The sequence below is a fragment of the Streptomyces sp. NPDC040405 genome (genome assembly GCF_055595765.1).
Map to the genome: position 1 here is coordinate 32092 of NZ_JBVIVI010000002.1, position 23503 is coordinate 55594.

Here is a 23503-nt window from a genome sequence, read left to right on the forward strand (position 1 = left end):
TCCTTGGCGAAATGCCTTGGCATGCAGCGCGCCCAGGGTCGCATACACGTCAACCGCCATGGACGGGAAGGGGGCGGCGGAGAGGGCTAGGAGTCGCCCTTGGAGTCCTTGGAGTCCTTCGAATCCTTGGACTTGTCGGCGGACTTGGAACCGGCCGAGCTCGGGGAGTCCTGGCCGCCGCCGGTGCCCTTCGCGACGGAGTCGACGACCTCCTTGGCCGCGGCCTTGGCGTCGTCCATCAGCTTGGTGGCGTCCGGCGCCTTCTCGGTCTCGTAGCCCGCGCCGTCGTACTCGACGGTCACCACGACATTGGCGGTCCGGGCGATGACCGTCTGGTTCCGGAACTCCTCGCCGTCCTTCTTCTCCTCGGTACGGACGGTGGTCGCCGCGTCACCGATGGCGGTCTGCTCGGTCTTGGGGTTCTTCGCCCCGTCCGCGGAGGAAGCCTTGCCCGCCTGCTGGGTGGCGTACTCCTGGGCGCGCTTGTCGCCCGCGCCGAGCCCGGCGTCGGAGGGGAAGAGCTTCATGGAGAGGGACAGCGAGCGGTACTTGAAGCCGTCGAGGCCGTTCCACAGGCAGGTGGCGGACGTGTTGGTGTCGCCGGACTGGAGGGCCTTGCCCTTCTTGGTCTTCGCCTTGGGCACCAGCTTGTCGATGGTCTTGCCCGAGAGGGCCGAGCACACATCGGGGAGCTTGCTGAACTTTGCCGCCGCGACGGACGGCGAGGCACTGGGCGAGGAGGGTCTCGATGAACTCTCCGCGTCCTTTTTGTCGTCGGAGCCGGAGGAGCACCCGGCGACGAGCATGACCGGTACGGTCGCGCAGGCGAGTATTCGGGCGAGTCGCGGGGCTGAACGGTGCATGGTTCCTTCGCTCAATCTCTGTCGATGGGCGGTGGTACCGCCCGCGTCATTACCGGCACGGTACGCGGCCGATCGCGGGCGGCCCAATCCCCGAGGTCTCCCGCCCGCGGTCGGCTCGGCTCGCTATTCGGTGAGGCGCCCGGTCAGCTCCTGGGCCAAGTCTTCGGCGTTCTCCTGGAGTTCTTCGCTTCCGGGAATGTCCTTTTTGTTGGTCGACCACTGGTCGTACTCAATGGTGGCAATCACATTCGAGGACCGGAAAACGACCGTGATGTCCCGGTGGATTCCGGAGTCCTTGGTGATCAGCTGATCATCGAGGAACGCGTCGTCGGCGAGGTCGTCGAGGCGACGCGGGGCGGTGGCGGCCGGGTTCTCCGGCGTGTCCCCGTCGCTTGCGGTGCCCTCATCGTCGCCCGCGCCCGGGGTGGCCGTGCCGCCCTTCCCGCCGGTGTTGCCCTTCTCACTTCCGGTGCTGCTCTCGCCGCTGTCCGGATTCGCGCTGCTCTTGCCGCCGGACGCGCTCGATCCGCTCGATCCGCTCGACGCGCTCGACCCCGAGCCGGGCGAGGAGGAGGCGGAGGAGTCGTCGTCCGAGGCACCGGCGGAGGGTGAGGCCGGAGCGTCCGGAATGTCCGCGGCGACCGCCTTCTTCTCGTACAGCTCCTGCGCCCGGTCCTCGTCGCTCACGGACGGGTCGTACGAGACGACACGCTCGAAGTCCAGCGTCAGATAGCGGGTGCCGCTCGGCGTCGCGATCTTCCAGCGGCAGCCGTCGCGCCGGTCTATGTCGTACGTCACGGTCGCCTGGCCGTCGTACGCCTTGTCGTCCTGGGCGCCGCCGGGCAGTAGCCGGTACAGGGTCTTGGGGCTCACGGCGCCGCACGCCTCGGGGAGGGTGTTGTAGCGGCCCGGCTCGGCCGAGACCGACGAACCGGAGTCGTCGGAGGAGCTGTCGTCGGCCCCGGGCTTGGAGTCGGAGCCGGTGCATCCGCTGAGTCCCGCGGTGGCGAGCACGGCGATGAGCAGGGCGGCGGCCTGGGTGGCACGACGGCCACGGGCCGTTCGCTGCGCTGGCTGCACTATCCGTGTCCCTTCGAGCGAAAACTGCTTGCCGTCCGTAGGCGATGGCTGCAGACAATGTGTACCGCACGGGCCGCCGCGTCTGCCGGTCGGCCGTCGTGAATGGGGCCATGGGCCCGGTTTTTGCGTTTTCAGTCTTTTACGGGGGAATGAGTAAACCATGTCGTATGTCGAGGTGCCGGGGGCGAAGGTTCCGATCCGTATGTGGGCGGACCCCGCGACGGTCGAGGGCGGCGCCATGCAGCAGCTGCGGAACGTGGCGACGCTGCCGTGGATCAAGGGCCTGGCCGTGATGCCGGACGTGCACTACGGAAAGGGCGCCACCGTCGGCTCGGTGATCGCGATGCACGGGGCCGTGTGCCCGGCGGCGGTCGGCGTGGACATCGGCTGCGGGATGTCGGCGGTCAAGTCGTCGCTCACCGCGGACGATCTGCCGGGCGATCTGTCGCGGCTGCGGTCCAAGATCGAGCAGGCGATTCCGGTGGGCCGGGGGATGCACGACGACCCGGTCGACCCGGGGCGGCTGCACGGATTCCGGACCACCGGATGGGATGACTTCTGGGGGCGGTTCGGGGGAGTGGCCGAGGCGGTCAAGTTCCGCCAGGGGCGGGCCACGAAGCAGATGGGCTCGCTCGGATCGGGCAACCACTTCATCGAATTCTGTCTTGATGACGAGGGTGCGGTCTGGCTGATGCTGCACTCCGGTTCGCGGAACATCGGCAAGGAACTGGCCGAGTACCACATCGGCCAGGCCCGTGGCCTGCCGCACAACCAGGGCCTGATCGACCGCGATCTGGCCGTGTTCATCGCGGACACCCCGCAGATGGCCGCCTACCGGCACGATCTGTTCTGGGCGCAGGAGTACGCCAAGTACAACCGCGCGATCATGATGTCGCTCTTCCAGGACGTCGTGCGCAAGGAGTTCGTGAAGGCCCGCCCGGTCTTCGAGCCGGTCATCTCCTGCCACCACAACTACGTGGCCGAGGAGCGGTACGAGGGCATGGACCTGCTGGTGACCCGCAAGGGCGCCATCCGCGCGGGCAGCGGGGACTACGGGATCATCCCCGGTTCGATGGGCACCGGTTCGTACATCGTCCGGGGCCTGGGGAACGAGGCGTCCTTCAACTCGGCCTCGCACGGCGCCGGTCGGAAGATGAGCCGGAACCAGGCGAAGAAGCGTTTCTCGACGCAGGACCTGGAGGAGCAGACGCGGGGCGTGGAGTGCCGTAAGGACTCCGGCGTCGTGGACGAGATCCCGGGTGCGTACAAGCCGATCGAGAAGGTCATCGACCAGCAGCGCGATCTGGTCGAGGTGGTGGCGCGGCTCAAGCAGGTCGTCTGCGTCAAGGGGTGAACGCGCGGGTGCGGGGCCGTGGGTGACCTACGGCCCCGCACCCGTCAGCGCTCCCGGTGGACCTTGTGCTGGGCGGCCTGGGCGCGGGGGCGGAGCACCATCAGGTCGACGTTGACGTGGGCGGGCCGGGTGACCGTCCAGACGACGGTGTCGGCGACGTCGTCGGCGGTCAGCGGCTCGGCCACGCCCTCGTAGACGGCGGCGGCCTTGCCCTCGTCCCCACGGAACCGGTTCACCGCGAACTCGTCCGTCATGACCATGCCCGGGGCGATCTCGATCACCCGCACCGGCTCGCCGCACAGTTCCAGCCGCAGCGTGCCCGCGATCGCGTGTGCGCCGTGCTTGGCGGCCGCGTAACCGCCGCCGCCCTCGTACTGGATGTGGCCCGCCGTGGAGGACAGCACCACGACGGTGCCGTCGCCGGAGGCGACGAGGGCGGGCAGCAGGGCCTGCGTCACATGGAGCACGCCCATCACGTTGACCTCGTACATCGCGCGCCAGTCGGCCGGGTCGGAGGCCGCGACGGTCTCGGCGCCGATGGCCCCGCCCGCGTTGTTGACCAGCACGTCACAGCGGTCGAGCCGACCGGCGAAGGCGGCGACGGCGTCCCGGTCGGTGACGTCCAGGACGTACGGCACGGCCTCGTGCCCCGCCTCCGTCAGCTCCGCGGCCAGCGCCTCGATCCGCTCCTCGCGGCGCGCGGCGAGGACGACGCGGAATCCGGCCGCGGCGAGCCCGCGGGCGGTGGCCGCACCGATCCCACTGCTGGCACCGGTGATGACGGCGGTACGGGTGGTCATCGGCCCTCCTGTGGCGACGTGGCATCCGTGATCACGGTAGGGAAATAGCACCGTGATCCATACGCAGGATATGACCTTCTGATCTGCGGCCGATCGGGGGACTGAAGATCGGAAACCGCTATCCGGTCCTGGCCCCGGGGAAGGGTGCACTGCGTCCGGCGCGCCGCCGGTCTCGGACTGTCCCATGCCCAAGGAGTGAATTCAGGTCATGACCCATCAGAACAGAACGCTGTCTCGGTCCCGTCGGTCCCTCCGCCGTTGGGGCGTCGCCTCTGCCGGTGCCCTCGCGGCGGCGGCGCTGGTGGCCGGCGCTCCGTCGGTCGCGTGGGCCGCGGGCACGCCGGGCCCGAACGCGATGTCGGCCTCCGCATGCCCCCAGGACCAGGAGCGGCACGGGGACCGCAACCATGGGGATGGCCAGCAGCACGGCAAGAACCAGCAGCAGCACGACAACGGGCAGCACAACAACAAGCACAACAACAAACACGACAACAACAAGCATGACAACGGCCAGCACATGAACGGCCAGCACGACAACGGCCAGCACATGAACGGCCAGTCGGGCAACGGTCAGCACATGAATGGTCAGCACGACAACGGTCAGCATGACAACGCCAAGCACGACAACGGCCAGCAGATGAATGGCCAGCACGACAACGGTCAGCACATGAATGGCCAGCACGACAACGGTCAGCATGACAACGCCAAGCACGACAACGGCCAGCACATGAACGGCCAGTCGGGCAACGGCTGGCACGGCAACGGCCAGGCAACCGAGGAGCAGGCCGCCAACGGTCAGGCCGCCAACGGTCAGGCCGCCAACGGCCAAGCGGCCAACGGGCAGTCCGCCGAGGGCCAGAACGCTCGGCCGCACCGCTGGCAGCGCGAGAACAGCGCCCCGCAGGGCCACGGCTACCAGCAGCGCAGCATGAGCCAGTACGGCGAGTCGGCCCAGGCCGAGGTGGCCCAGCCGGAGGCGGCTCCGCCGGCCGCCGACGTCATGCCGCAGGACCGTTACGGCGCCCCGTCCGCCCACGGCGACCACCAGGACGACCACGCCCGCAACGACGACCACGCCCGCAAGGACGACCACGCGGCCAAGGGCTCCAAGTCCCACCAGAACAACCAGAACCACCAGGACGACAACGCGCAGAGCGCGAGCGGACCGGTGACGCTGCAGCGGGCCGTGGAGATCGCCGAGTGCGAGGTCGGCGGTCAGGCCGTCAGCGCCGAGCTGATCGACGACTGCCCCGAGGACGACCCCCGGCACGACAACCACCAGAAGGAGGACCCGCGCAAGGAGGGTCCGCGCAAGGGCGACCCGCGCAAGGACCAGCACCGGGAGCCGCGCCACAACGACAAGCAGCGCAGCGACAAGCGCGAGAACGACAAGCAGCGGGGCGACCACAAGCAGCAGGACCCGCACCAGAAGAAGGGTGCCGAGCACCAGGTGTGGGCCGTGGACGTCGAGTGCGGCGACACCATCACCCGGGTGCTGATCGACCCGGACACCGGCTGCGTCCTCAGCTCAACTGAGGAGCAGGACAACGGCGACCACGGTCAGCACGGCCGCCCGCTCACCTTCTAGGCCCGTACATGATCACGGCGACTCCGGCCAGACAGATCAGCGCACCGATCACATCGGAGCGGTCGGGCCGGTAGCCGTCGGCGACCATGCCCCAGGCGAGTGATCCTGCGACGAAGACGCCGCCGTACGCCGCGAGGATGCGGCCGAAGTTCGCGTCCGGCTGGAGCGTGGCGACGAAACCGTAGGCGCCGAGAGCGACGATCCCGGCGCCGATCCAGGCCCATCCCCTGTGCTCGCGCACACCCTGCCAGACCAGCCAGGCGCCTCCGATTTCGAGGAGGGCGGCCAGGACGAACAGGCTGACGGAGCGTGCGATGAGCATGGGGGAAGGCTAGAACAGCACGGGTCAGGGCCAGACCAGGCAGTACGGCTGGTGACCGGCCTCGTGCAGACGCTTGGAGAAGTCCTGCCACTCGTGGAGCAGTTGGTAGACCAGGAAGGCGTCGCGCGGGCCGCCGCGGTCCGGGACCGTGGACCAGATGAAGGCCGCGGCGCCGACGGCCTCCTCGCCGACGCCGCGCAGCGGGTCGACGGCGGTCATCGGCAGCTTGACGACGGCGTAGTCCGGGTGCAGGACGACGAGTTCGAGCGGGGGCACTTTGTGCAGGGGCACGCCCTCAATGCCGGTGAGGACCATCGCGGCCACCGTCTCCGGCTTGATCTTGGTGAACATGCCGTGGCCCAGCTCGTCGCCGCCGAGCTCCTCGGGGCGCATGGAGATGGGGACCCGGGCCGCGGTGGCCCCGTCGGGCGCGCCGAAGTACTTGTAGGTCACCCCCATGCGGCCCCCGCTCCTGCTTGCCCTGCCCGCGTCTTCTCGCCGATGGCGTCCGGGGCGGGGACGCTCGGGGCCTCGATCGTCAGTCCCCTCACCCAGTTCGCCACTGCGATGCATATCTCCACCCGACCACTCGCGGCCGCCGCCGCGCAACCCGATCATTGCGACTGATCAAACTGATCAATATGACTGAGACCTCCCCCGCGTCGGCGTTATGAAACGCCCGGCGGCAGGACTCCGTCACCCTCTGACAACATGGCTTGCGTGAGCTATCCGTACGCAGCCCCAGTTTCGCAGACGCTTTTCGATCGTGCGGCCGTCGTGACGCCCGGCGGCGTGAACTCTCCGGTCCGGGCTTTCCGTGCCGTCGGAGGTACGCCCCGCTTTATGGTGTCCGGTGACGGTCCGTACCTCACCGATGCCGACGGACGCGAGTACGTCGACCTCGTGTGTTCGTGGGGACCGATGATCCTCGGCCATTCGCACCCCGAGGTGATCGCGGCCGTGCAGGCCGCCGTCGCACGTGGTACGTCGTTCGGCACGCCGGGCGAGGGCGAGGTCGAACTCGCCGAGGAGATCGTGGCCCGGGTCGGCCCCGTCGAGCAGGTGCGCCTGGTGTCGTCCGGCACCGAGGCGACGATGTCGGCGATCCGCCTGGCCCGCGGGTTCACCGGCCGCCCCAAGGTGATCAAGTTCGCCGGGTGTTACCACGGCCATGTGGACGCCCTGCTGGCCGCGGCCGGGTCCGGGGTGGCGACCTTCGGGCTGCCGGACACCCCCGGGGTCACGGGCGCGCAGGCGGGGGAGACCCTCGTGCTGCCGTACAACGACCTGGAGGCGGTGCGGGCGGCGTTCGCCGCGCACCCGGGCGAGATCGCCTGTGTGATCACCGAGGCGTCGGCGGGCAACATGGGCGTGGTGCCGCCGCTGCCGGGCTTCAACGCGGGCCTGAAGGAGCTGTGCGCCGACAACGGCGCGCTCTACATCTCCGACGAGGTCATGACCGGCTTCCGGGTGTCCAAGGCCGGTTGGTTCGGGCTCGACGGGGTCGTACCCGATCTGATGACCTTCGGAAAGGTCATGGGGGGCGGTTTCCCGGCCGCGGCCTTCGGCGGCCGCGCCGATGTGATGGCGCAGCTCGCCCCGGCCGGTCCGGTCTACCAGGCGGGCACGCTGTCCGGGAACCCGATCGCGACGGCGGCCGGTGTGGCGCAGCTGCGGCTGCTGGACGACGCGGCGTACGAGAAGGTCGACGCGGCCTCTGCCCAGTTGCGGGCGCTGGCGGCCGAGGCGCTGGACAAGGCGGGCGTCGCTTACCGCCTCCAGACAGCGGGCAACATGTTCTCCGTCTTCTTCACCGACGAGGACGTCACGGACTACGCCAAGGCGAAGGCGCAGCAGGCGTTCCGCTTCACCCCCTTCTTCCACTCGATGCTGTCCCAGGGCGTCTACCTGCCGCCGTCCGCCTTCGAGTCGTGGTTCGTCTCGACGACCCATGACGAGCGGGCGCTGGAGCGGGTGGCGGAGGCGCTGCCGGGGGCGGCGCGGGCCGCCGCCGAGGCGACTGAATGATGGTTGACATGACACAGAGCGAGAACGACATCACCGTCGTCCATGTGATGCGCCACGGCGAGGTGGAGAACCCGGAGGGCGTGCTGTACGGGCGCCTGCCCGGCTATCACCTGTCCGACCTGGGCCGTCGCATGGCCGACCGGGTCGCCGAGCACCTCGCTGAGCGCGACATCACCCATGTGGTCGCCTCCCCGCTGGAGCGGGCCCAGGAGACGGCCGCGCCGATCGGCAAGGCGCACGGTCTGGACGTGGCGGTCGACGAGCGGCTGATCGAGGCGGCGAACGCCTTCCAGGGGAAGACCTTCGGGGTGGGCGACGGCGCGCTGCGCAGGCCCGCGAACTGGCGTCATCTCACCAACCCCTTCCGTCCCTCCTGGGGCGAGCCGTACGTCGACCAGGTGGTGCGGATGATGGGGGCGCTGGGCGCGGCGCGCGACGCCGCCCGTGGCCACGAGGCGGTCTGCGTCAGCCATCAGCTGCCGATCTGGATCGTGCGCAGCTTCGCGGAGCGGCGGCGGCTGTGGCACGACCCGCGCAAGCGGCAGTGCACCCTGGCCAGCCTCACCACCTTCACCTACCGCGGCGACAAGATCGTGTCGATCGGCTACAGCGAACCGGCCCGTGATCTCGTCCCCGCCCATCTCCTCGCGGGTGCCAAGAAGGTGAAGGGGGCCTCCAAGGGGGTCGGTGCGTAGTCGGCGCGCTGTAGGCGTCCGCTCGCATGGGGTAATCGTTCCCGGGGAATTGTCCCGGGACTGTAATTGACCGCATCCGTTCGGAACCCCGCTATTCGTCTCGCCATCTCAAAGGTCGTCCGTGGACCGGACAACCAGTACGGCGAGTGCGAATTGAGGACGCTATGCGTGAGGTCAGCCGGAGGGGGATCCTCGGCCTTGGTATGGGGGCGGTCGCGTCACTGACCGCTGTCGGCTGTTCGTCGTCGGGGTCGGGCAAGGCGGCGCCGAAGAGGACGGCGCAGGCAAAGCCGATCGGTGACGGTTCCACTTCCCGTGGGGTGAGCCGACCGAAGGATCCCAAGCCGGAGCGTCTTGAGCGGGGGCAGAAGCCGCCGCAGTTCGTGGTCTTCTCCTGGGACGGCGCGGGAGAGGTCGGCAACGGCCTCTTCCCGCGATTCCGGAAGCTCGCCAAGGACCACGGCGCGACCATGACGTTCTTTCTCTCCGGTATCTACTGCCTGCCGGAGTCGAAGAAGTCGCTCTACAAGCCGCCGAACAACCCGGTGGGCGCCTCGGACATCGGCTACCTCACCGACGACCACATCAAGGCGACGCTGGAGAACGTGCGTCTGGCCTGGTTGGAGGGCCATGAGATAGGCACGCACTTCAACGGCCACTTCTGCTCCGGCCGGGGCACCGGCGCCAACTGGACGTCGGCCCAGTGGGAGTCCGAGATCGAGCAGGCCGTGTCGTTCGTGACGCAGTGGCGCACGAACACCGGATTCAAGGACGTCGATCCGCTGCCTTTCGATTACCGCGAGGAACTGATCGGCGGGCGCACCCCGTGTCTGCTGGGGCAGGAGAATCTGCTGCCGACCGCCCGCAAGCTCGGCTGGCGCTATGACGCCAGTTCGCCCGGCGGTCGCCAGGTGTGGCCGTCGAAGAAGATGGGGCTGTGGGACTATCCGCTGCAGCAGATGCCCTTCCCCGGGCATTCCTTCGAGGTGCTCTCGATGGATTACAACATCCTGGCCAACCAGTCGCAGAATTCCACGAATGCGCCGCCCGCCAACTACCCGGGCTGGCGCAAGCAGGCCACCGACTCGTACATCGCCGGTTTCCAGCGGGCCTACGAGACCAATCGCGCCCCGTTCTTCATCGGGAACCACTTCGAAAAGTGGAACGGCGGGATCTATATGGACGCCGTCGAGGAAGCGCTCAAGCACATGGCCGACGAGAAGCACAAGGACGTGCGGCTGGTGTCCTTCAAGCAGCTCACGGACTGGATGGACGCGCAGGACCCGGACGTGCTCGCCGATCTTCAGGGGTTCGGTGTGGGCGAGGCGTGGAGCGCGGGCAGCCGCTGACCGCACCGCTCCACGGGAGGCCGAGGGGGGTGGCGAAGATCGGCAAATGGGCCATGCGAAACTTTTCACATGAGTGCCTGCCGCGCCCCTCGGCGCCTCGCGACCTGCCGTCGCGCAACCGTGCTGGCCACCGGGGCCGCGGTTGCCGCGCTGTCTCTTTCCGCCTGCGGTAGCGGCGGCACCTCGGGCGGATCCGCCGATACCAAGTTCGTGCAGGGCAAGGGCGGCGTCGACACCGTGCCCAAGGGGGACCGCCAGGACGCTCCCGAGCTGTCCGGCAAGACCCTCGAGGACAAGCCGCTCGACGTGGCCGACTACAAGGGCAAGATCGTCGTCCTGAACGTATGGGGCTCCTGGTGTGCGCCCTGCCGGGCCGAGGCCCCGAACCTCGCCAAGGTCGCCAAGGACACCAAGGCCAAGGGTGTCCAGTTCATCGGGATCAACACGCGCGACAGCAACCGAGCCCCCGCGCTCAGGTTCGAGAAGGCGTTCAAGGTCGACTATCCGAGCCTGTACGACCCGATCGGCAAGCTGATGCTGCGCTTCCCCAAGGGCAGCCTCAACCCGCAGGCCATCCCGTCGACCATCGTGCTGGACCGGGACGGCAAGATCGCGGCCCGCGCGCTCACCCCGCTCAGCGAGGACAGCGTGCGCAAGATGGTCGACCCGCTCATCGCGGAGAAGTGACCTCTTGTGATGACGCTCGCCGCCACCGGTGCGAATGAGACCGTGCTGACCGGGGCGCTGCTGTTCGCCCTGCCGATCGCCGTCCTCGGCGGACTTGTCTCCTTCTTCTCTCCCTGTGTGCTGCCCCTGGTGCCGGGCTACATGTCCTACGTCACCGGGATCACCGGTACGGATCTGGCGGAGGCCCGGCGCGGCCGGATGGTCGCGGGCGCCTCGCTCTTCGTGCTCGGCTTCACCGCCGTCTTCGTCTCCGGCGGCGCGCTGTTCGGCCACTTCGGCTGGACGCTCCAGGAGCACAAGGAGACCCTCTCCAAGATCCTCGGGGCCGTCACGATCGTGATGGGCCTGGCCTTCATGGGGCTGCTGAAGGGCTTCGGGCAGCGGGAGTTCCGCTTCCACCTGTCGCCAACGATGGGGATCGCGGGCGCGCCGGTGCTCGGCGCCCTGTTCGGCGTCGGCTGGACGCCGTGCCTGGGGCCCACCCTCACCGCCGTCCAGGCGCTGGCGTTCAATGAGGGGAGCGCGGGTCGCGGCGCTCTGCTGACCGTCGCGTACTGCGTCGGGCTCGGGCTGCCGTTCGTCGCCGTCGCGGTGGCCTACCGGCGCGCACTGGGCGCCTTCGCTTGGGTCAAACAGCACTACGTGTGGGTGATGCGGACCGGCGGCGGTCTGCTCATCGCGCTGGGGGTGCTGCTGCTCACAGGTGTCTGGGACAGCATCATGAGCGACACGCAGAGCTGGGCTCAGGGCTTCAACGTTGGGATCTGATCCATGTCCACGACCGATACCGACTCCGCGGCCGACAAGGCGGCTGGACAGGCGGCCGAGAAGGCGGCCGACAGCGATGCGGGCGGCACCGACGAGCGCGCGCTGGGTGCCGCGGGATCGCGGCTGTCCACCGCCCCCGCCGAGGAGATCAACGTCCCCTCGCTGGGGCCGCTGGGCTGGGCCAGGTGGTTCTGGCGGCAGCTGACCTCGATGCGGGTCGCGCTGCTGCTGCTCTTCCTGCTCTCCCTGGGCGCGATCCCGGGCTCGCTGATCCCGCAGACCAGCATCGACCAGCTCAAGGTCCAGGACTTCAAGGACAAGCACCCGACGGTCACCCCGATCTACGAGAAGCTCCAGCTGTTCCACGTCTACAGCTCGGTGTGGTTCTCGGCGATCTACATCCTGCTGTTCATCTCGCTCATCGGCTGCATCGTGCCGCGCACCTGGCAGTTCGTGGGCCAGCTGCGCAGCCGCCCGCCGGGCGCCCCGCGCAAGCTCACCCGGCTTCCCGTGTACACCACGTGGCGCAGCGACGCCGAGCCGGAGAAGGTGCTGGAGGCGGCGCAGCGGCTGATGAAGCGGAGGCGCTTCCGCAGCCAGCTCACGGGGAACGCGGTCGCCGCCGAGAAGGGCTACCTGCGCGAGGTCGGCAATCTGCTGTTCCACTCCGCGCTGATCGTGCTGCTGGTCTCCTTCGCCGCCGGTCAGCTGTGGAAGACCGAGGGCAGCAGCCTGATCACCGAGGGCGGCGGCTTCTCCAACAGCCTGACCCAGTACGACGACATCAAGACGGGGCAGCTGTTCCAGAGCGACGACCTGGCGCCCTTCAGCTTCCAGCTGGACCGCTTCCACGCGACCTATGAGCGCAGCGGCCCGCAGATGCGCACGCCGCGCACGTTCCGCGCCGACGTCACCTACTGGGACGGGGTGGACGGGCCCGCCCGCAAGACCTCGATCAAGGTGAACGAGCCGCTGGAGATCCAGAATTACAAGGTCTTCCTGCTGAACCACGGCTACTCGCCGGTCGTCACGGTCCGGGACGGCAAGGGCGAGGTGGTGCACCAGGGGCCCGTGGTCGGGCTGCCGATCGACGGGGCCAACCTCACCGAGAGCATGGTGATCAAGCTCGGTGACTACCGCGACAAGAACGGCAAGCGCGACCAGGTCGCGTACCAGGGGCAGTTCCTGCCGACCTGGGTGCGCAGCAAGGGCATGTTCTCCCAGTTCCCGGCGCTGGACAATCCGGCGCTGGTGCTGACGGCCTACCACGGCAGCCTCGGCATCGACGGCGGTACGCCGCAGAGCGTGTACCAGCTCGACAAGTCGCGGATGAAGCAGTACCTGGAGTCCGACGGGAAGACCAAGTTCGCCCGGGCGCTCTCGCCCGGCGACACGATGAAGCTGCCGAACGGCGAGGGCTCGCTGACTTTCGACGGCATCAAGAGCTGGGCCAGCTTCCAGATCTCGCACAAGCCGGGCGACCAGACCGCCCTGCTGGGCGCCGTGGGGGCCCTGGTGGGCCTGGTCGGCTCGCTGTTCATCCAGCGCCGCCGGATCTGGGTCCGGGCGACGCGGGGCGCCGACGGCGCGACCGTCGTCGAGATGGCCGGGCTCGGCCGCAGCGAGCACGCCAAGCTCCCCGAGGAGCTGGGCGACCTGGCCGTCCGGCTGCAGGCGGAGGCGCCGCCCGCGGCAGAACCCGGAGAGACCGAAGAACCCGGAGACAACGCAGAGCCTGCAGATCCCGCAGACCCCGCAGATCCCGCAGAAGGAGCGCGCGCGTGAACCTCGCGGCCGCAGTCAACGAAAATCTCGCGCAGTACAGCAATGTGCTGATCTACACGGCGATGGCGGTCTACACCCTCGCCTTCCTCGCCCATATCGCCGAGTGGGTCTTCGGCAGCCGCAGCGCCGTGGGCCGCACCGCCGCCGCGATCACCCCCGAGACCGCGGCCGCCGACCGCGCCTCGGTGACGGTCCAGACCGCCGCGAAGAGCGGCGGCACCGCCGTGCTGGAGCGGCCGAAGGTCATCACCCGGTCCGCCCCGGGCAGCCGCGACATCCCCGACGGGCCGGGCGCCGCGGGCGGCACCGAGCAGGGCGATGTCTACGGCCGGATCGCGATCGGTCTGACCTTCCTGGCGTTCCTCCTTCATGCCGGTGCCGTCCTCACCCGGGCGCTGTCCGTACAGCGGGCCCCCTGGGGCAACATGTACGAGTTCTCCACGACCTTCGCCATGGTCGCGGTCGGCACGTACCTCACGCTGCTCCTGCTGAAGAAGAACGTGCGCTGGATCGGTCTGCCCCTGGCCACCACGGTCCTCCTCGACCTCGGACTCGCTGTCTCTGTCTTGTACACCGACAGCGACCAGTTGGTTCCCGCCCTGCACTCGTACTGGCTGTGGATCCACGTCAGCTGCGCGATCCTCTCCGGCGCCGCGTTCTACATCGGGGCCGTCTCCACGCTGCTCTACCTCTTCCGCGACCGCTACGAGGCACAGCTCGAAGACCCCGAGCGCAAGCAGTTCCGCCAGGGCGTCAAGTCCGTGCTGGCGCGGGTGCCGTCGGCGGCGTCGCTGGACAAGTTCGCGTACCGCATCAACGCCACGGTCTTCCCGCTGTGGACGTTCACGATCATCGCGGGCGCGATCTGGGCCGAGGCGGCCTGGGGCCGCTACTGGGGCTGGGACCCCAAGGAGGTCTGGTCGTTCATCACCTGGGTCGCCTACGCCTGTTACCTGCACGCCCGGGCCACCGCGGGCTGGAAGGGCCGCAAGGCCGCCTACCTGGCGCTGATCGCCTTCGCCTGCTTCCTCTTCAACTACTACGGCGTGAACATCTTCGTCACCGGCAAGCACTCCTACGCCGGAGTCTGACCCCGCAACGCTCGGCCCCGCCGCCCGCGCCGTCTCAGGACGCCGCGGGCGGCGGCGTGTCGTCCGGGCCGTCGCCGCCCTTGCGGCGCAGCTCCTCCTCGCGGCGGCGCAGATCCGCCTCCCAGGTCTTGAGCAGCTCCTCGTCGCGGCCCTCGTCGCGGCCCGCGGACGGCTCCGCGGCGGGTTCCTCAGGCTGCTCACGCTGCTCACGCTGCTCGCCCAGGGACTTCAGGAAATCCGGGTTGTCGTCCGGGGCGACCCAGTCGCGCCGGACCTCGGCCGCCGTCTCCCGCTTGCGGCCCACCAGCAGCCAGGAGATCGATCCCACCACCGGGAACAGCAGGACGAGAATCGCCCAGAGCGGCTTGGGGATATAGCGGACGTCCCGCTCTTCGGTGGTGATGCAGTCGATGAACGCGTAGATGCTGAGTGCCAGCGGCACCAGGATCATCAGCACCCGGAGCATGAGGCGATCCCCCTGCGTGTGGTGTTCGGGGCCGGTCGAGCGGGCCCCAGTTACGGGACCAGGGTAGTGCGTACCGGATACTGGGACGCATGGCTTATGACGATCTTCGTTCCTTTCTGCGGGCGCTCGACAGGGAAGGCGACCTCAAGCGCGTCAAGGCCGAAGTCGATCCGTATCTGGAGATCGGTGAGATCGTCGACCGCGTGAACAAGGCGGGCGGTCCCGCGCTGCTCTTCGAGAACGTCAAGGGCGCGGCGATGCCGCTGGCCATGAACGTGTTCGGTACGGACCGCCGGCTCCTCAAGGCCCTGGGGCTGCGCTCGTACGACGAGATCAGCGAGAAGATCGGCGGCCTGGTCAAGCCCGAGCTGCCGCAGGGCTTCGGCGGGCTGCGCGAGGCGTTCGGGAAGCTCGGCTCCGTGGCGCACGTACCGCCGAAGAAGGTGAAGGAGGCACCGGTCCAGGAAGTGGTGCTGACCGGCGACGACGTCGACCTCGACGCGCTCCCGGCGCTGTTCACCTGGCCCGAGGACGGCGGCTCGTTCTTCAACCTCGGCCTCACCCACACCAAGCACCCGGAGACCGGGGTGCGCAACCTCGGCCTCTACCGCCTCCAGCGCCATGACCGCCGCACCATCGGCATGCACTGGCAGATCCACAAGGACAGCCGCAACCACTACCAAGTCGCGGCCCGGCGCGGGGAGAAGCTGCCGGTCGCGATCGCCTTCGGCGCGCCGCCCGCCGTGACGTACGCCTCGACCGCCCCGCTCCCCGGCGACATCGACGAATACCTGTTCGCGGGGTTCGTACAGGGCCGCCGGATCGAGATGGTCGACTGCAAGACGGTGCCGCTCCAGGTCCCGGCCGCCGCCGAGGTCGTCATCGAGGGCTGGCTGGAGCCCGGGGAGATGCTGCCGGAGGGGCCGTTCGGCGACCACACCGGCTTCTACACGCCCCAGGAGCCGTTCCCGGCGCTGACCATCGACTGTGTGACGATGCGGTCCCGTCCGCTGCTCCAGTCGATCGTGGTGGGCCGTCCGCCGACCGAGGACGGGCCGCTGGGGCGGGCGACCGAGCGGTTCTTCCTCCCGCTCCTCAAGATCATCATCCCGGACATCGTGGACTATCACCTCCCCGAGTCGGGCGGCTTCCACAACTGTGCGATCGTCTCGATCGACAAGAAGTACCCCAAGCACGCGCAGAAGGTCATGCACGCCATCTGGGGTGCCCACATGATGTCGCTGACCAAGCTGATCGTCGTAGTCGACGCGGACTGTGACGTACACGATCTGCACGAGGTGTCCTGGCGCGCGCTGGGGAACACCGACTACGCCCGTGATCTGAGCGTGGTCGAGGGCCCGGTCGACCATCTCGACCACGCCTCGTACCAGCAGTTCTGGGGCGGCAAGGCGGGCATCGACGCCACCGCCAAGTGGCCCGAGGAGGGCTACACGCGCGACGGCGGCTGGCCGCACATGGTCGAATCCGATCCGGAGGTAGCCGATCGGGTGACCCGACGCTGGAAGGAGTACGGGCTGTGACGTCCGCCGCCGCCGCTGTCCCCCAACCCGGCCGGACCAGGTCGTTCCTGCGTCTGGTGATGATCGAGCACTCGGTCTTCGCGCTGCCGTTCGCGTACACCGCGGCGCTGACCGCGATGCTGCTGTGGGACGGGCGCGTCCACTGGACGCGGCTGCTGCTGATCACGGTCGCGATGGTGGGCCTGCGCACCTTCGCGATGGCCGCCAACCGGATCATCGACCGCGAGATCGACGCGCGGAACCCCCGGACCGCCTCCCGCGAGCTGGTCACCGGCGCGGTCTCGGTCCGCACGGCCTGGACCGGGGCGCTGGTCGCGCTCGTGGTCTTCCTCGGGGCCGCCGCGCTGCTCAACCCGCTGTGCCTGGTGCTGGCGCCGGTCGCCGTCGTCCCGATGGTGGTCTATCCGTACGGCAAGCGGTTCACCGACTTCCCGCACGCCATCCTGGGCCTGGCCCAGGCCATGGGCCCGATCGGGGCCTGGATCGGGGTTACCGGCGAGTGGTCGTGGGACGCGGTGATCCTGGGCCTCGCGATCGGCATCTGGATCGGCGGGTTCGACCTGATCTACGCGTGCCAGGACGTGGCCGCCGACCGGGCGCACGGGGTGCGGTCGGTACCGGCGCGCTTCGGCATCCCGGGGGCGCTCCACGGGGCGCGCGCCTGCCATGTGATCACCACGCTGCTGCTGGTCTGGTACGCGCTGGCCACCGGCGCCGGGCTCTTCTTCTGGCTGGGGCTGCTGATCGTGGCGGCGGCGTTCGTGTACGAGCACAGCATCGTGCGCCCGCACGATCTCTCCCGCCTCAACCGCGCCTTCTTCAGCGTGAACGGCTTCATCGGAATCGCCCTGTTCTGCTGCGCTCTGCTCGACCTGGTGGTGCGGGGCCTCGGCCTGTGAGACCCGCCGGATAGGCTCGGTGTGTGGAGCCGCCGCACGGGCCGAACAGGCCGCACGAAGAAGTGAACGGACGCCGGCCCTGGGTGGTCGGGGTGTCCGGCGCGTCCGGGACGCCGTACGCCGCCTCGGTGCTGCGCGCGCTGCTGCACGCGGGGGAGGCCGTCGACCTGGTCGTCAGCCGCGCCTCGCGGCTGACGCTGCTGGACGAGACGGGCATCGGGTTCCGGGACGCGCACTGGCGGGAGGATCTGCGCCGCTGGCTGGCGCGCGGCGCGGACGGTGCGCCCGACGCCTTCGACGTACCCGTCGACTCGGCGGACGTGCGCCACTGGGCGGCCGGGGATCTGGCCGCCGGGCCGTCCTCGGGCAGCTACGCCGTCAAGGGGATGCTGATCGTCCCCGCCAGCACCGCCTGTGTGGCCGGGGTCGCGCTGGGGCTCTCCAAGGATCTGCTGCAGCGGGCCGCGAGCGTGACGCTCAAGGAGCGGCGTCCGCTCGTGGTGGCGGTGCGGGAGACCCCGCTGAACGGGCAGACCCTGCGGCATCTGGTGTCGCTGGACGAGGCGGGCGCCGTGGTGCTGCCCACCTCGCCGGCGTTCTACGCGGGGGCGACGCACATCCAGGATCTGGTGGACTTCGTCGCCGGGCGGGTGCTGGACGCGGCGGGGGTGCCGCACAAGCTGTACCGCCGGTGGGAGGGGGAGCTCGGTGCGGACCGAAGGCCGGGGACCGGCTAGCGGCTGTCCGGGGCCGGGTGCTAGCGCGTCCAGCGCTTCCTGGTGCGGGCGGCGCGGGCCGCGACGAGGGCCGCGCGGCGGGCCGTCCGGGACGCGGGACGGTCGGGGGTGTGGACCACGGCACGCGAGCGGGCGGCCAGTTCCCGCAGCTCCAGCATGCGGGCTTCAAGACCTTCGATCGTGTACACGGTGAGTTCTCATCTCCTGAGGTAACAGGCCGAACGCCTAGAGGATTTGCAGGACTTGTGGTCCTGATGCCTTAGATTCTACATGTAAAGACGCTCCAACCCTGAATAATGGAAGGCGCACGGCATATGGACGCGGTGGACAGGCAGCTCATCCAGGCCCTGCGGGAGAACGGCAGGGCCTCATACGCGGAGCTGGGCAGGCTCGTCGGACTCTCCGGGCCGAGCGTCACGGACCGGATCAACCGCCTGGAGGCGGCCGGGGTGATCACGGGCTATCGCGCGACCGTGGACGCGGCCTCCCTGGGCCTCGGAGTCACCGCCCTCATCGGTCTCCAGCTCTCCGACGCCACCGATCACGAGGAGCTGGCGCACCGGCTGCGCGACCTCGCCGAGATCGAGGACTGCTGGTTCATCGCGGGCGACGACTCGTACATGCTCAAGGTGCGCGCCTCGGACGTGGACGGTCTGGAGCGCACGATCCGCAGACTGTCCGGAACCAAGGGCGTCGCCCGGACGCGTTCCACGATCGTGCTGTCGACCAAGTGGGAGAACCGGGTCGGCGAACTTCCGGAGGACGTCGAGGCGTAGTCTCGGCGGAGGCCGACACCGGCACGACGACGTAGGGCCAGACGCATGGGAGGCGGCCGTCGCATGAGCGCAGCGACACACGACGCGGGTTTCAAGCGGGAGTTGGAGCAGAAGGTTCTCGCCGGGGAGCGGCTGTCCCGTGAGGACGGCATCGCCCTGTACGAGTCCGACGACCTGGCCTGGCTGGGCGGGCTCGCCCACGAGGTGCGCACCCGCAAGAACGGCGACGTCGTCCACTTCAACGTCAACCGTCATCTCAACATGACGAACGTGTGCACCGCGTCCTGTGCCTACTGCTCCTTCCAGCGCAAGCCGGGGGAGAAGGACGCGTACACGATGCGCATCGAGGAGGCCGTCCGCCTCGCCAAGGCGATGGAGAACGACAAGCTCACCGAGCTGCACATCGTCAACGGGCTGCACCCCACCCTGCCCTGGCGGTACTACCCGCGGTCGCTGAAGGCGCTCAAGGAGGCGCTGCCCGCCGAGGTGTCGCTGAAGGCGTTCACGGCCACCGAGATCCACCATTTCGAGAAGATCTCCGGGATGTCCGCGTCCGAGATCCTCGACGAGCTGATCGACGCCGGTCTGGAGTCGCTGACCGGCGGCGGCGCGGAGATCTTCGACTGGGAGATCCGGCAGCACATCGTCGACCACGACACCCACTGGGAGGACTGGTCGCGCATCCACCGGCTGGCGCACGAGAAGGGCCTCAAGACCCCGTGCACCATGCTGTACGGGCACATCGAGGAGCCCCGGCACCGGGTGGACCATGTGCTGCGGCTGCGTGAGCTGCAGGACGAGACCGGCGGTTTCCAGGTCTTCATCCCGCTGCGCTACCAGCACGACTTCGTGGACATGCAGGACGGCAAGATCCGCAACCGGCTGCAGGCCCGCACCTCCATGGCGACCGGTGCGGAGGCGCTGAAGACCTTCGCGGTCTCCCGGCTGCTGTTCGACAACGTTCCGCACGTCAAGGTCTTCTGGGTGATGCACGGGGTGCAGACCGCGCAGCTCGCCCTCAACCACGGCGCGGACGACATGGACGGCTCGGTCGTCGAGTACAAGATCACGCACGACGCGGACAACTACGGCACGCCGAACAAGCTGACCCGCGACGATCTGCTGGACCTGATCCGGGACGCGGGCTTCCGGCCGATCGAGCGCAACACCCGGTACGAGACCATCCGCGAGTACGAGGGCCCGGACCCGGCCCGGCGCGAGTCGCCGCAGCCGATGCGGGTGTGACGCCATGCCGCTGACGTTCGACCTCGACCCCGAGACCACCCCCGAGCTGCTGGACTCGATCCGTACGCTCTGGGCCGACGTCTCGAACGCGGGCGGAGCGGTCGGCTTCGTGCCGCCGGTGACCACGGAGGACGTCCGGCCCGAGCTGATCAAACACCTCGCCGCGATGGCCGAGGGGCGCATCCGGCTGCTCGTCGGCCGGGACGAGAGCGGCGCGGCGGCCGCGACCGCCTTCTTCGCCCTGAACACCCACCGGCTGATGCGGCACTGGTGCTGGCTCTACACCGTGATGGTGCACCCCTCCCACCAGGGCAAGGGCTACGGCCGCGACCTGATGGCCGCCGTGGAGGAGGCCGCGCGCGGGATGGACGGCATCCGGGGGATACGGCTCACCTGCCGGGGCGGCACCGGGGTGGACCGGTTCTACGCCGGGTGCGGCTACAAGGAGGTCGGCCGGGTGCCGGGGGCGATCAAGGTCGCGGACGACGACTTCCGCGACGACATCACCATGTGGCTCCCGCTGTCCTGGCCCCCGCTGTCCTGGCTGCCGCTGAACCGACCGCCGCTGAATTGATCAGAAACCGGACGTGATTCACTGGGAGGGCAGGAACTTCCAGCAGAAAGAGGACCCCGCCGTGTCTCTCAAGCCGAGCGCCACGTTCCGCTACACCAGCATGCGCCTGGGGATCTTCGCCGGTTGCTTTCTGATCATGTGGGGCCTGGTCTACTTCCGCGTGGTCCCCTCCGGCCTCGGCGCCTCCAACCTGTTCTGGGTCGTCCTGCTCGCGCTGGTCGTGTCCGCCCCGCTCAGCTTCGTCCTGCTGCGCAAGCAGCGCGAGGCGATGGCGATGCAGGTCGCCGACCGCGTCGACCGGGCCAAGGAGCGGCTGTCGGCGAGCCAGAGCCAGGAGGACGGCGCGCAGGATGGTTCGCGCGCGGGCGCGTAACCCGGTGTAAGGCTCCTCACACCTCGCACACCTTTCCGACGCCCCCTGGGCCAGCGGCCGCTGGCCCAGGGGGCGTTGAGCTGTTTCCCGCCACTCCGGCCGCTCCGGGCCGGTCCGATAGGTCAAAGATTTTCTTTGGGTTCCCCAAAGAAGCGGTGTTAATGTACTTGTCATGAAGACAGCAGCCGCGCCCCGCATCGCAGCGAGCGTTCCGCTCGTGGCGCGCCTGCACATCGATCTTTGCCGCTGTCGCTCCGCGGCCTGTCAACGCCGCTGACCCCTCTCGTACAGCGGCCGGAGATCCCGTACGGACTCCTGGCTTTTTCTCGCCCTTCTTACCTCCCCCGGAGTGTGTCCGTTGTCGTCCCTCCCCGAGACGTCCGGCCGGACGTCGTCCTTCCGCCTGCCCAAGGTGCCGTTCTGGGCGCAGATCCTGCTGGGTCTCGTCCTCGGCGTGGTGCTCGGCTGGGTCGCCCGCAGCGGCGACGTCGGCTGGCTGGTCACCACGCTCGACAAGATCGGCTCGATCTTCGTCCAGCTGCTGAAGCTCGCCGTCGCCCCGCTGGTCTTCTTCGCGATCCTGATATCGATCACGAACCTGCGGAACGTCAGCAACGCCGCCCGGCTGGCCACCCGCACGCTGCTGTGGTTCATGGCCACCTCGCTCATCGCGGTCGCCATCGGCCTGGCCATCGGCCTGCTCACCAACCCGGGCGCGGGCACCGGCCTGACCGCGAAGGACGGCGCCAAGCCGGACCACGCCGGGTCCTGGCTGGACTTCCTCACCGGCATCGTGCCGACGGACGTCATCACGCCCTTCACCGATCTGCAGGTGCTGCAGATCGTCTTCATGGCCGCCGTCGCGGGCGTCGCCGCCCTCCAGCTCGGTGAGCGGGCGCAGCCGATCCTCACCCTGAGCCAGTCGGTGCTGGAGCTGCTGCAGAAGGCCCTGTGGTGGGTCATCCGGCTCGCGCCGCTGGGCAGCCTGGGGCTCATCGGCTCCGCCATCGCCGAGTACGGCTGGAACCTCATCAGCAAGTACGCGACCTTCACCGCCGACGTCTACATCGGCTGCGCGCTGGTGATGTTCGGCGTCTACCCGCTGCTGCTGGCGACCGTCGCCAAGGTCAACCCGCTGAGCTTCTTCAAGGGCGCCTGGCCCGCGATCCAGCTGGCCTTCGTCTCCCGCTCCTCGGTCGGCACCATGCCGCTCACCCAGAAGGTCACCGAACGCCTGGGCGTGCCCAAGGAGTACGCGTCCTTCGCGGTGCCCTTCGGCTCGACCACCAAGATGGACGGCTGCGCCTCCATCTACCCGGCGCTCGCGGCGATCTTCATCGCCGAGATCTTCGGGGTGCACCTCGGCATCGGCGACTACCTGCTGATCGCCTTCGTCTCGGTCATCGGCTCCGCCGCCACGGCCGGGCTCACCGGCGCGACGGTCATGCTCACCCTGACCCTCTCCACCCTCGGCCTCCCGCTGGAGGGCGTCGGCCTGCTGATGGCCATCGACCCGGTCCTGGACATGATGCGGACCGCCACGAACGTCGCCGGACAGGCCCTGGTGCCGGTCCTGGTCTCGGCCCGCGAGAAGATCCTCGACCACGACGCCTACACCCACGCCACCTCGTCGCCCCTGGACGACGACCGTGACGAGGCCGCCGAGCCGGAGCGCCAACTGGCCACCGTGTAGCGACAGCCGCCCCGTACGACCGCAACGCCATCGCCCCCGCTCTCAGCAGAGAGCGGGGGCGATGGCGTTGCGCTGTGCTGTGGCTGACCGTCTGTGGTGAGCCTCGGTGCCTTGGACAGCTCATGTCCGACTGCTGTCACGCCGCCGTAGGGCTGATGCGGCTTCGTCCAGGGCCAGATGCCACGGATAGTTCTCCGGTCGGCCCTGGCCAGGCTTGTTGGGTGCGAATCCGCCTTCCCCGTACAGCACGCGCACCCCCATCGCCCGGAGCGTGGCAACGCTGCTGTCGAACTGCGTGTGCTGGACGTAGGCGGCGTTGACGCACGGCATGGTCACGGTGGGGATGCCCTTGCCGATGGCCTCGGCCACGAATCCCACGATGAACTTCTCCGTGAGCCCCAGGGCCCACTGGTTGATCGTGTTGAAGGTGGCGGGCGCCAGGACCGCGACATCCGCCGTGGGCCACGCGTCCGGCTCTCGGGGCAGCTTGTACTGGCTGCGCACCGGGTGCCCGGTCAGCTCCTCCAATGCTGGCAACTCGTCGTCAAGCCAGCGTGCGGCCGTAGGGGTCAGTCCGAGGCAGACATCCCAGTCGGCCGCCTGCGCTTGTTCGATGACGCCAGCGATGTTCAGCACAGGCGGGGCGGCGCTGCCGAACAGGTAGAGCACAGGGTTCGCGGTCATGCGGGCAGTCCACCGTGTGGCACCCTTCCTCCGCAAACCCTGCCCGCTCGGGGTTGAGATCGTCGTTCAACGTCTTCTGCCGTGGCCGAGCGGGTAGCGTCTCCG

At 69.0% G+C, this 23503-nt stretch carries 25 protein-coding genes; 17 read left to right on the plus strand and 8 right to left on the minus strand.

The window, feature by feature from the left end; translation table 11 throughout:
• Positions 1–86: 86 nt before the first annotated feature.
• Together ACZ59A_RS07305 and ACZ59A_RS07310 are read right to left on the minus strand one after the other, a co-directional pair.
• Positions 87–863: a hypothetical protein gene (locus ACZ59A_RS07305; protein ID WP_470954781.1), complete on the minus strand. Its 777-nt coding sequence runs from the start codon at positions 861–863 to the stop codon at positions 87–89.
• A gap of 123 nt (positions 864–986) precedes the next feature.
• A complete protein-coding gene (locus ACZ59A_RS07310) occupies positions 987–1943 on the minus strand; it encodes a DUF3558 domain-containing protein (protein ID WP_470954784.1) in 957 nt (318 codons plus the stop codon).
• A 160-nt stretch (positions 1944–2103) separates the two neighbouring features.
• Here ACZ59A_RS07310 and ACZ59A_RS07315 point away from each other — a divergent pair, with 160 nt between their 5' ends.
• A complete protein-coding gene (locus ACZ59A_RS07315) occupies positions 2104–3297 on the plus strand; it encodes an RtcB family protein (protein WP_470954787.1) in 1194 nt (397 codons plus the stop codon).
• A 44-nt stretch (positions 3298–3341) separates the two neighbouring features.
• On the opposite strand, the gene ACZ59A_RS07320 is transcribed toward ACZ59A_RS07315, so the two are convergent.
• Complete coding sequence (locus ACZ59A_RS07320) at positions 3342–4097, minus strand: SDR family NAD(P)-dependent oxidoreductase (RefSeq protein ID WP_468054449.1); 756 nt, start codon at positions 4095–4097, stop codon at positions 3342–3344.
• A gap of 208 nt (positions 4098–4305) precedes the next feature.
• Here ACZ59A_RS07320 and ACZ59A_RS07325 point away from each other — a divergent pair, with 208 nt between their 5' ends.
• Entirely contained in the window at positions 4306–5685 is a 1380-nt protein-coding gene (locus ACZ59A_RS07325; RefSeq protein ID WP_470954790.1) for a hypothetical protein, read from the plus strand.
• Here ACZ59A_RS07325 and ACZ59A_RS07330 read toward each other — a convergent pair.
• On the minus strand, positions 5675–6007 hold the full coding sequence (locus ACZ59A_RS07330; protein ID WP_470954793.1) for a YnfA family protein: 333 nt from the start codon (positions 6005–6007) through the stop codon (positions 5675–5677). The two genes, ACZ59A_RS07325 and ACZ59A_RS07330, sit on opposite strands and share 11 nt — an antisense overlap.
• A 24-nt stretch (positions 6008–6031) precedes the next feature.
• Complete coding sequence (locus tag ACZ59A_RS07335; protein ID WP_470954795.1) at positions 6032–6580, minus strand: hypothetical protein; 549 nt, start codon at positions 6578–6580, stop codon at positions 6032–6034.
• 147 nt (positions 6581–6727) lie between these two features.
• Here ACZ59A_RS07335 and hemL point away from each other — a divergent pair, with 147 nt between their 5' ends.
• The 7 genes from hemL (at position 6728) to ccsB (ending at position 14410) form a co-directional block, all read left to right on the plus strand.
• Positions 6728–8035: a glutamate-1-semialdehyde 2,1-aminomutase gene (hemL, locus tag ACZ59A_RS07340; protein ID WP_468054443.1), complete on the plus strand. Its 1308-nt coding sequence runs from the start codon at positions 6728–6730 to the stop codon at positions 8033–8035.
• Between the two features lie 8 nt (positions 8036–8043).
• Positions 8044–8730 carry a histidine phosphatase family protein gene (locus ACZ59A_RS07345; RefSeq protein WP_470954798.1) on the plus strand — a complete coding sequence of 229 codons (687 nt, stop codon included), beginning with the start codon at positions 8044–8046 and terminating at the stop codon, positions 8728–8730.
• A 164-nt stretch (positions 8731–8894) separates the two neighbouring features.
• Entirely contained in the window at positions 8895–10079 is a 1185-nt protein-coding gene (locus ACZ59A_RS07350; protein WP_470954801.1) for a polysaccharide deacetylase family protein, read from the plus strand.
• A gap of 69 nt (positions 10080–10148) precedes the next feature.
• Positions 10149–10766, plus strand: coding sequence for a TlpA family protein disulfide reductase (locus ACZ59A_RS07355; protein ID WP_468054438.1), 618 nt, complete (start codon positions 10149–10151; stop codon positions 10764–10766).
• A 9-nt stretch (positions 10767–10775) separates the two neighbouring features.
• Positions 10776–11534 (plus strand): cytochrome c biogenesis CcdA family protein, encoded by a 759-nt coding sequence (locus ACZ59A_RS07360; RefSeq protein ID WP_468054436.1) that lies wholly within the window; start codon positions 10776–10778, stop codon positions 11532–11534.
• A gap of 3 nt (positions 11535–11537) precedes the next feature.
• A complete protein-coding gene (gene resB / locus ACZ59A_RS07365) occupies positions 11538–13319 on the plus strand; it encodes a cytochrome c biogenesis protein ResB (RefSeq protein ID WP_470954804.1) in 1782 nt (593 codons plus the stop codon).
• Positions 13316–14410, plus strand: coding sequence for a c-type cytochrome biogenesis protein CcsB (ccsB, locus tag ACZ59A_RS07370; protein WP_470954807.1), 1095 nt, complete (start codon positions 13316–13318; stop codon positions 14408–14410). The genes resB and ccsB overlap by 4 nt, the downstream gene beginning before the upstream one ends.
• A gap of 34 nt (positions 14411–14444) precedes the next feature.
• Here ccsB and ACZ59A_RS07375 read toward each other — a convergent pair whose 3' ends face one another.
• A complete protein-coding gene (locus ACZ59A_RS07375) occupies positions 14445–14876 on the minus strand; it encodes a PLD nuclease N-terminal domain-containing protein (RefSeq protein WP_470954809.1) in 432 nt (143 codons plus the stop codon).
• Positions 14877–14965: 89 nt separating this feature from the next.
• On the opposite strand from ACZ59A_RS07375, the gene ACZ59A_RS07380 reads away from it, so the two are divergent.
• The 3 genes from ACZ59A_RS07380 to ACZ59A_RS07390 all read left to right on the plus strand — a co-directional run bounded on the left by ACZ59A_RS07380 (position 14966) and on the right by ACZ59A_RS07390 (position 18053).
• Complete coding sequence (locus ACZ59A_RS07380; protein ID WP_468054428.1) at positions 14966–16417, plus strand: menaquinone biosynthesis decarboxylase; 1452 nt, start codon at positions 14966–14968, stop codon at positions 16415–16417.
• Complete coding sequence (gene mqnP, locus ACZ59A_RS07385) at positions 16414–17316, plus strand: menaquinone biosynthesis prenyltransferase MqnP (RefSeq protein ID WP_470954812.1); 903 nt, start codon at positions 16414–16416, stop codon at positions 17314–17316. The genes ACZ59A_RS07380 and mqnP overlap by 4 nt, the downstream gene beginning before the upstream one ends.
• Before the next feature lie 62 nt (positions 17317–17378).
• Positions 17379–18053 carry a UbiX family flavin prenyltransferase gene (locus ACZ59A_RS07390; RefSeq protein ID WP_470954815.1) on the plus strand — a complete coding sequence of 225 codons (675 nt, stop codon included), beginning with the start codon at positions 17379–17381 and terminating at the stop codon, positions 18051–18053.
• 20 nt (positions 18054–18073) lie between these two features.
• On the opposite strand, the gene ACZ59A_RS07395 is transcribed toward ACZ59A_RS07390, so the two are convergent.
• Positions 18074–18241, minus strand: coding sequence for a hypothetical protein (locus tag ACZ59A_RS07395; protein WP_468054423.1), 168 nt, complete (start codon positions 18239–18241; stop codon positions 18074–18076).
• Positions 18242–18367: 126 nt separating this feature from the next.
• On the opposite strand from ACZ59A_RS07395, the gene ACZ59A_RS07400 reads away from it, so the two are divergent.
• The 5 genes from ACZ59A_RS07400 to ACZ59A_RS07420 all read left to right on the plus strand — a co-directional run bounded on the left by ACZ59A_RS07400 (position 18368) and on the right by ACZ59A_RS07420 (position 22714).
• Positions 18368–18829, plus strand: a complete 462-nt coding sequence (locus tag ACZ59A_RS07400) for an Lrp/AsnC family transcriptional regulator (RefSeq protein ID WP_470954818.1) — start codon at positions 18368–18370, stop codon at positions 18827–18829.
• A 63-nt stretch (positions 18830–18892) separates the two neighbouring features.
• The gene (gene mqnE / locus ACZ59A_RS07405) at positions 18893–20074 is read left to right on the plus strand and encodes an aminofutalosine synthase MqnE (RefSeq protein WP_470954821.1); all 1182 of its coding nucleotides are present in this window, start codon (positions 18893–18895) and stop codon (positions 20072–20074) included.
• A gap of 4 nt (positions 20075–20078) precedes the next feature.
• On the plus strand, positions 20079–20648 hold the full coding sequence (locus ACZ59A_RS07410) for a GNAT family N-acetyltransferase (RefSeq protein WP_470954824.1): 570 nt from the start codon (positions 20079–20081) through the stop codon (positions 20646–20648).
• Positions 20649–20709: 61 nt separating this feature from the next.
• Positions 20710–21021 (plus strand): DUF4229 domain-containing protein, encoded by a 312-nt coding sequence (locus ACZ59A_RS07415; RefSeq protein ID WP_470954827.1) that lies wholly within the window; start codon positions 20710–20712, stop codon positions 21019–21021.
• 349 nt (positions 21022–21370) lie between these two features.
• The gene (locus ACZ59A_RS07420) at positions 21371–22714 is read left to right on the plus strand and encodes a dicarboxylate/amino acid:cation symporter (RefSeq protein ID WP_470954830.1); all 1344 of its coding nucleotides are present in this window, start codon (positions 21371–21373) and stop codon (positions 22712–22714) included.
• Between the two features lie 120 nt (positions 22715–22834).
• Here ACZ59A_RS07420 and ACZ59A_RS07425 read toward each other — a convergent pair whose 3' ends face one another.
• Positions 22835–23398, minus strand: a complete 564-nt coding sequence (locus ACZ59A_RS07425; RefSeq protein WP_470954832.1) for a flavoprotein — start codon at positions 23396–23398, stop codon at positions 22835–22837.
• Positions 23399–23503: the final 105 nt, after the last annotated feature.

Bases quoted from the DNA above. Each gene is read 5' to 3' on its own strand.
- ACZ59A_RS07305 (WP_470954781.1), bottom strand. From the start codon at position 863: ATGCACCGTTCAGCCCCGCGACTCGCCCGAATACTCGCCTGCGCGACC.
- ACZ59A_RS07315 (WP_470954787.1), top strand. From the start codon at position 2,104: ATGTCGTATGTCGAGGTGCCGGGGGCGAAGGTTCCGATCCGTATGTGG.
- ACZ59A_RS07320 (WP_468054449.1), bottom strand. From the start codon at position 4,097: ATGACCACCCGTACCGCCGTCATCACCGGTGCCAGCAGTGGGATCGGT.
- ACZ59A_RS07325 (WP_470954790.1), top strand. From the start codon at position 4,306: ATGACCCATCAGAACAGAACGCTGTCTCGGTCCCGTCGGTCCCTCCGC.
- ACZ59A_RS07330 (WP_470954793.1), bottom strand. From the start codon at position 6,007: ATGCTCATCGCACGCTCCGTCAGCCTGTTCGTCCTGGCCGCCCTCCTC.
- ACZ59A_RS07335 (WP_470954795.1), bottom strand. From the start codon at position 6,580: ATGCATCGCAGTGGCGAACTGGGTGAGGGGACTGACGATCGAGGCCCC.
- ACZ59A_RS07345 (WP_470954798.1), top strand. From the start codon at position 8,044: ATGACACAGAGCGAGAACGACATCACCGTCGTCCATGTGATGCGCCAC.
- ACZ59A_RS07350 (WP_470954801.1), top strand. From the start codon at position 8,895: ATGCGTGAGGTCAGCCGGAGGGGGATCCTCGGCCTTGGTATGGGGGCG.
- ACZ59A_RS07355 (WP_468054438.1), top strand. From the start codon at position 10,149: ATGAGTGCCTGCCGCGCCCCTCGGCGCCTCGCGACCTGCCGTCGCGCA.
- ACZ59A_RS07360 (WP_468054436.1), top strand. From the start codon at position 10,776: ATGACGCTCGCCGCCACCGGTGCGAATGAGACCGTGCTGACCGGGGCG.
- resB (WP_470954804.1), top strand. From the start codon at position 11,538: ATGTCCACGACCGATACCGACTCCGCGGCCGACAAGGCGGCTGGACAG.
- ACZ59A_RS07375 (WP_470954809.1), bottom strand. From the start codon at position 14,876: ATGCTCCGGGTGCTGATGATCCTGGTGCCGCTGGCACTCAGCATCTAC.
- ACZ59A_RS07380 (WP_468054428.1), top strand. From the start codon at position 14,966: ATGGCTTATGACGATCTTCGTTCCTTTCTGCGGGCGCTCGACAGGGAA.
- ACZ59A_RS07400 (WP_470954818.1), top strand. From the start codon at position 18,368: ATGGACGCGGTGGACAGGCAGCTCATCCAGGCCCTGCGGGAGAACGGC.
- mqnE (WP_470954821.1), top strand. From the start codon at position 18,893: ATGAGCGCAGCGACACACGACGCGGGTTTCAAGCGGGAGTTGGAGCAG.
- ACZ59A_RS07410 (WP_470954824.1), top strand. From the start codon at position 20,079: ATGCCGCTGACGTTCGACCTCGACCCCGAGACCACCCCCGAGCTGCTG.
- ACZ59A_RS07425 (WP_470954832.1), bottom strand. From the start codon at position 23,398: ATGACCGCGAACCCTGTGCTCTACCTGTTCGGCAGCGCCGCCCCGCCT.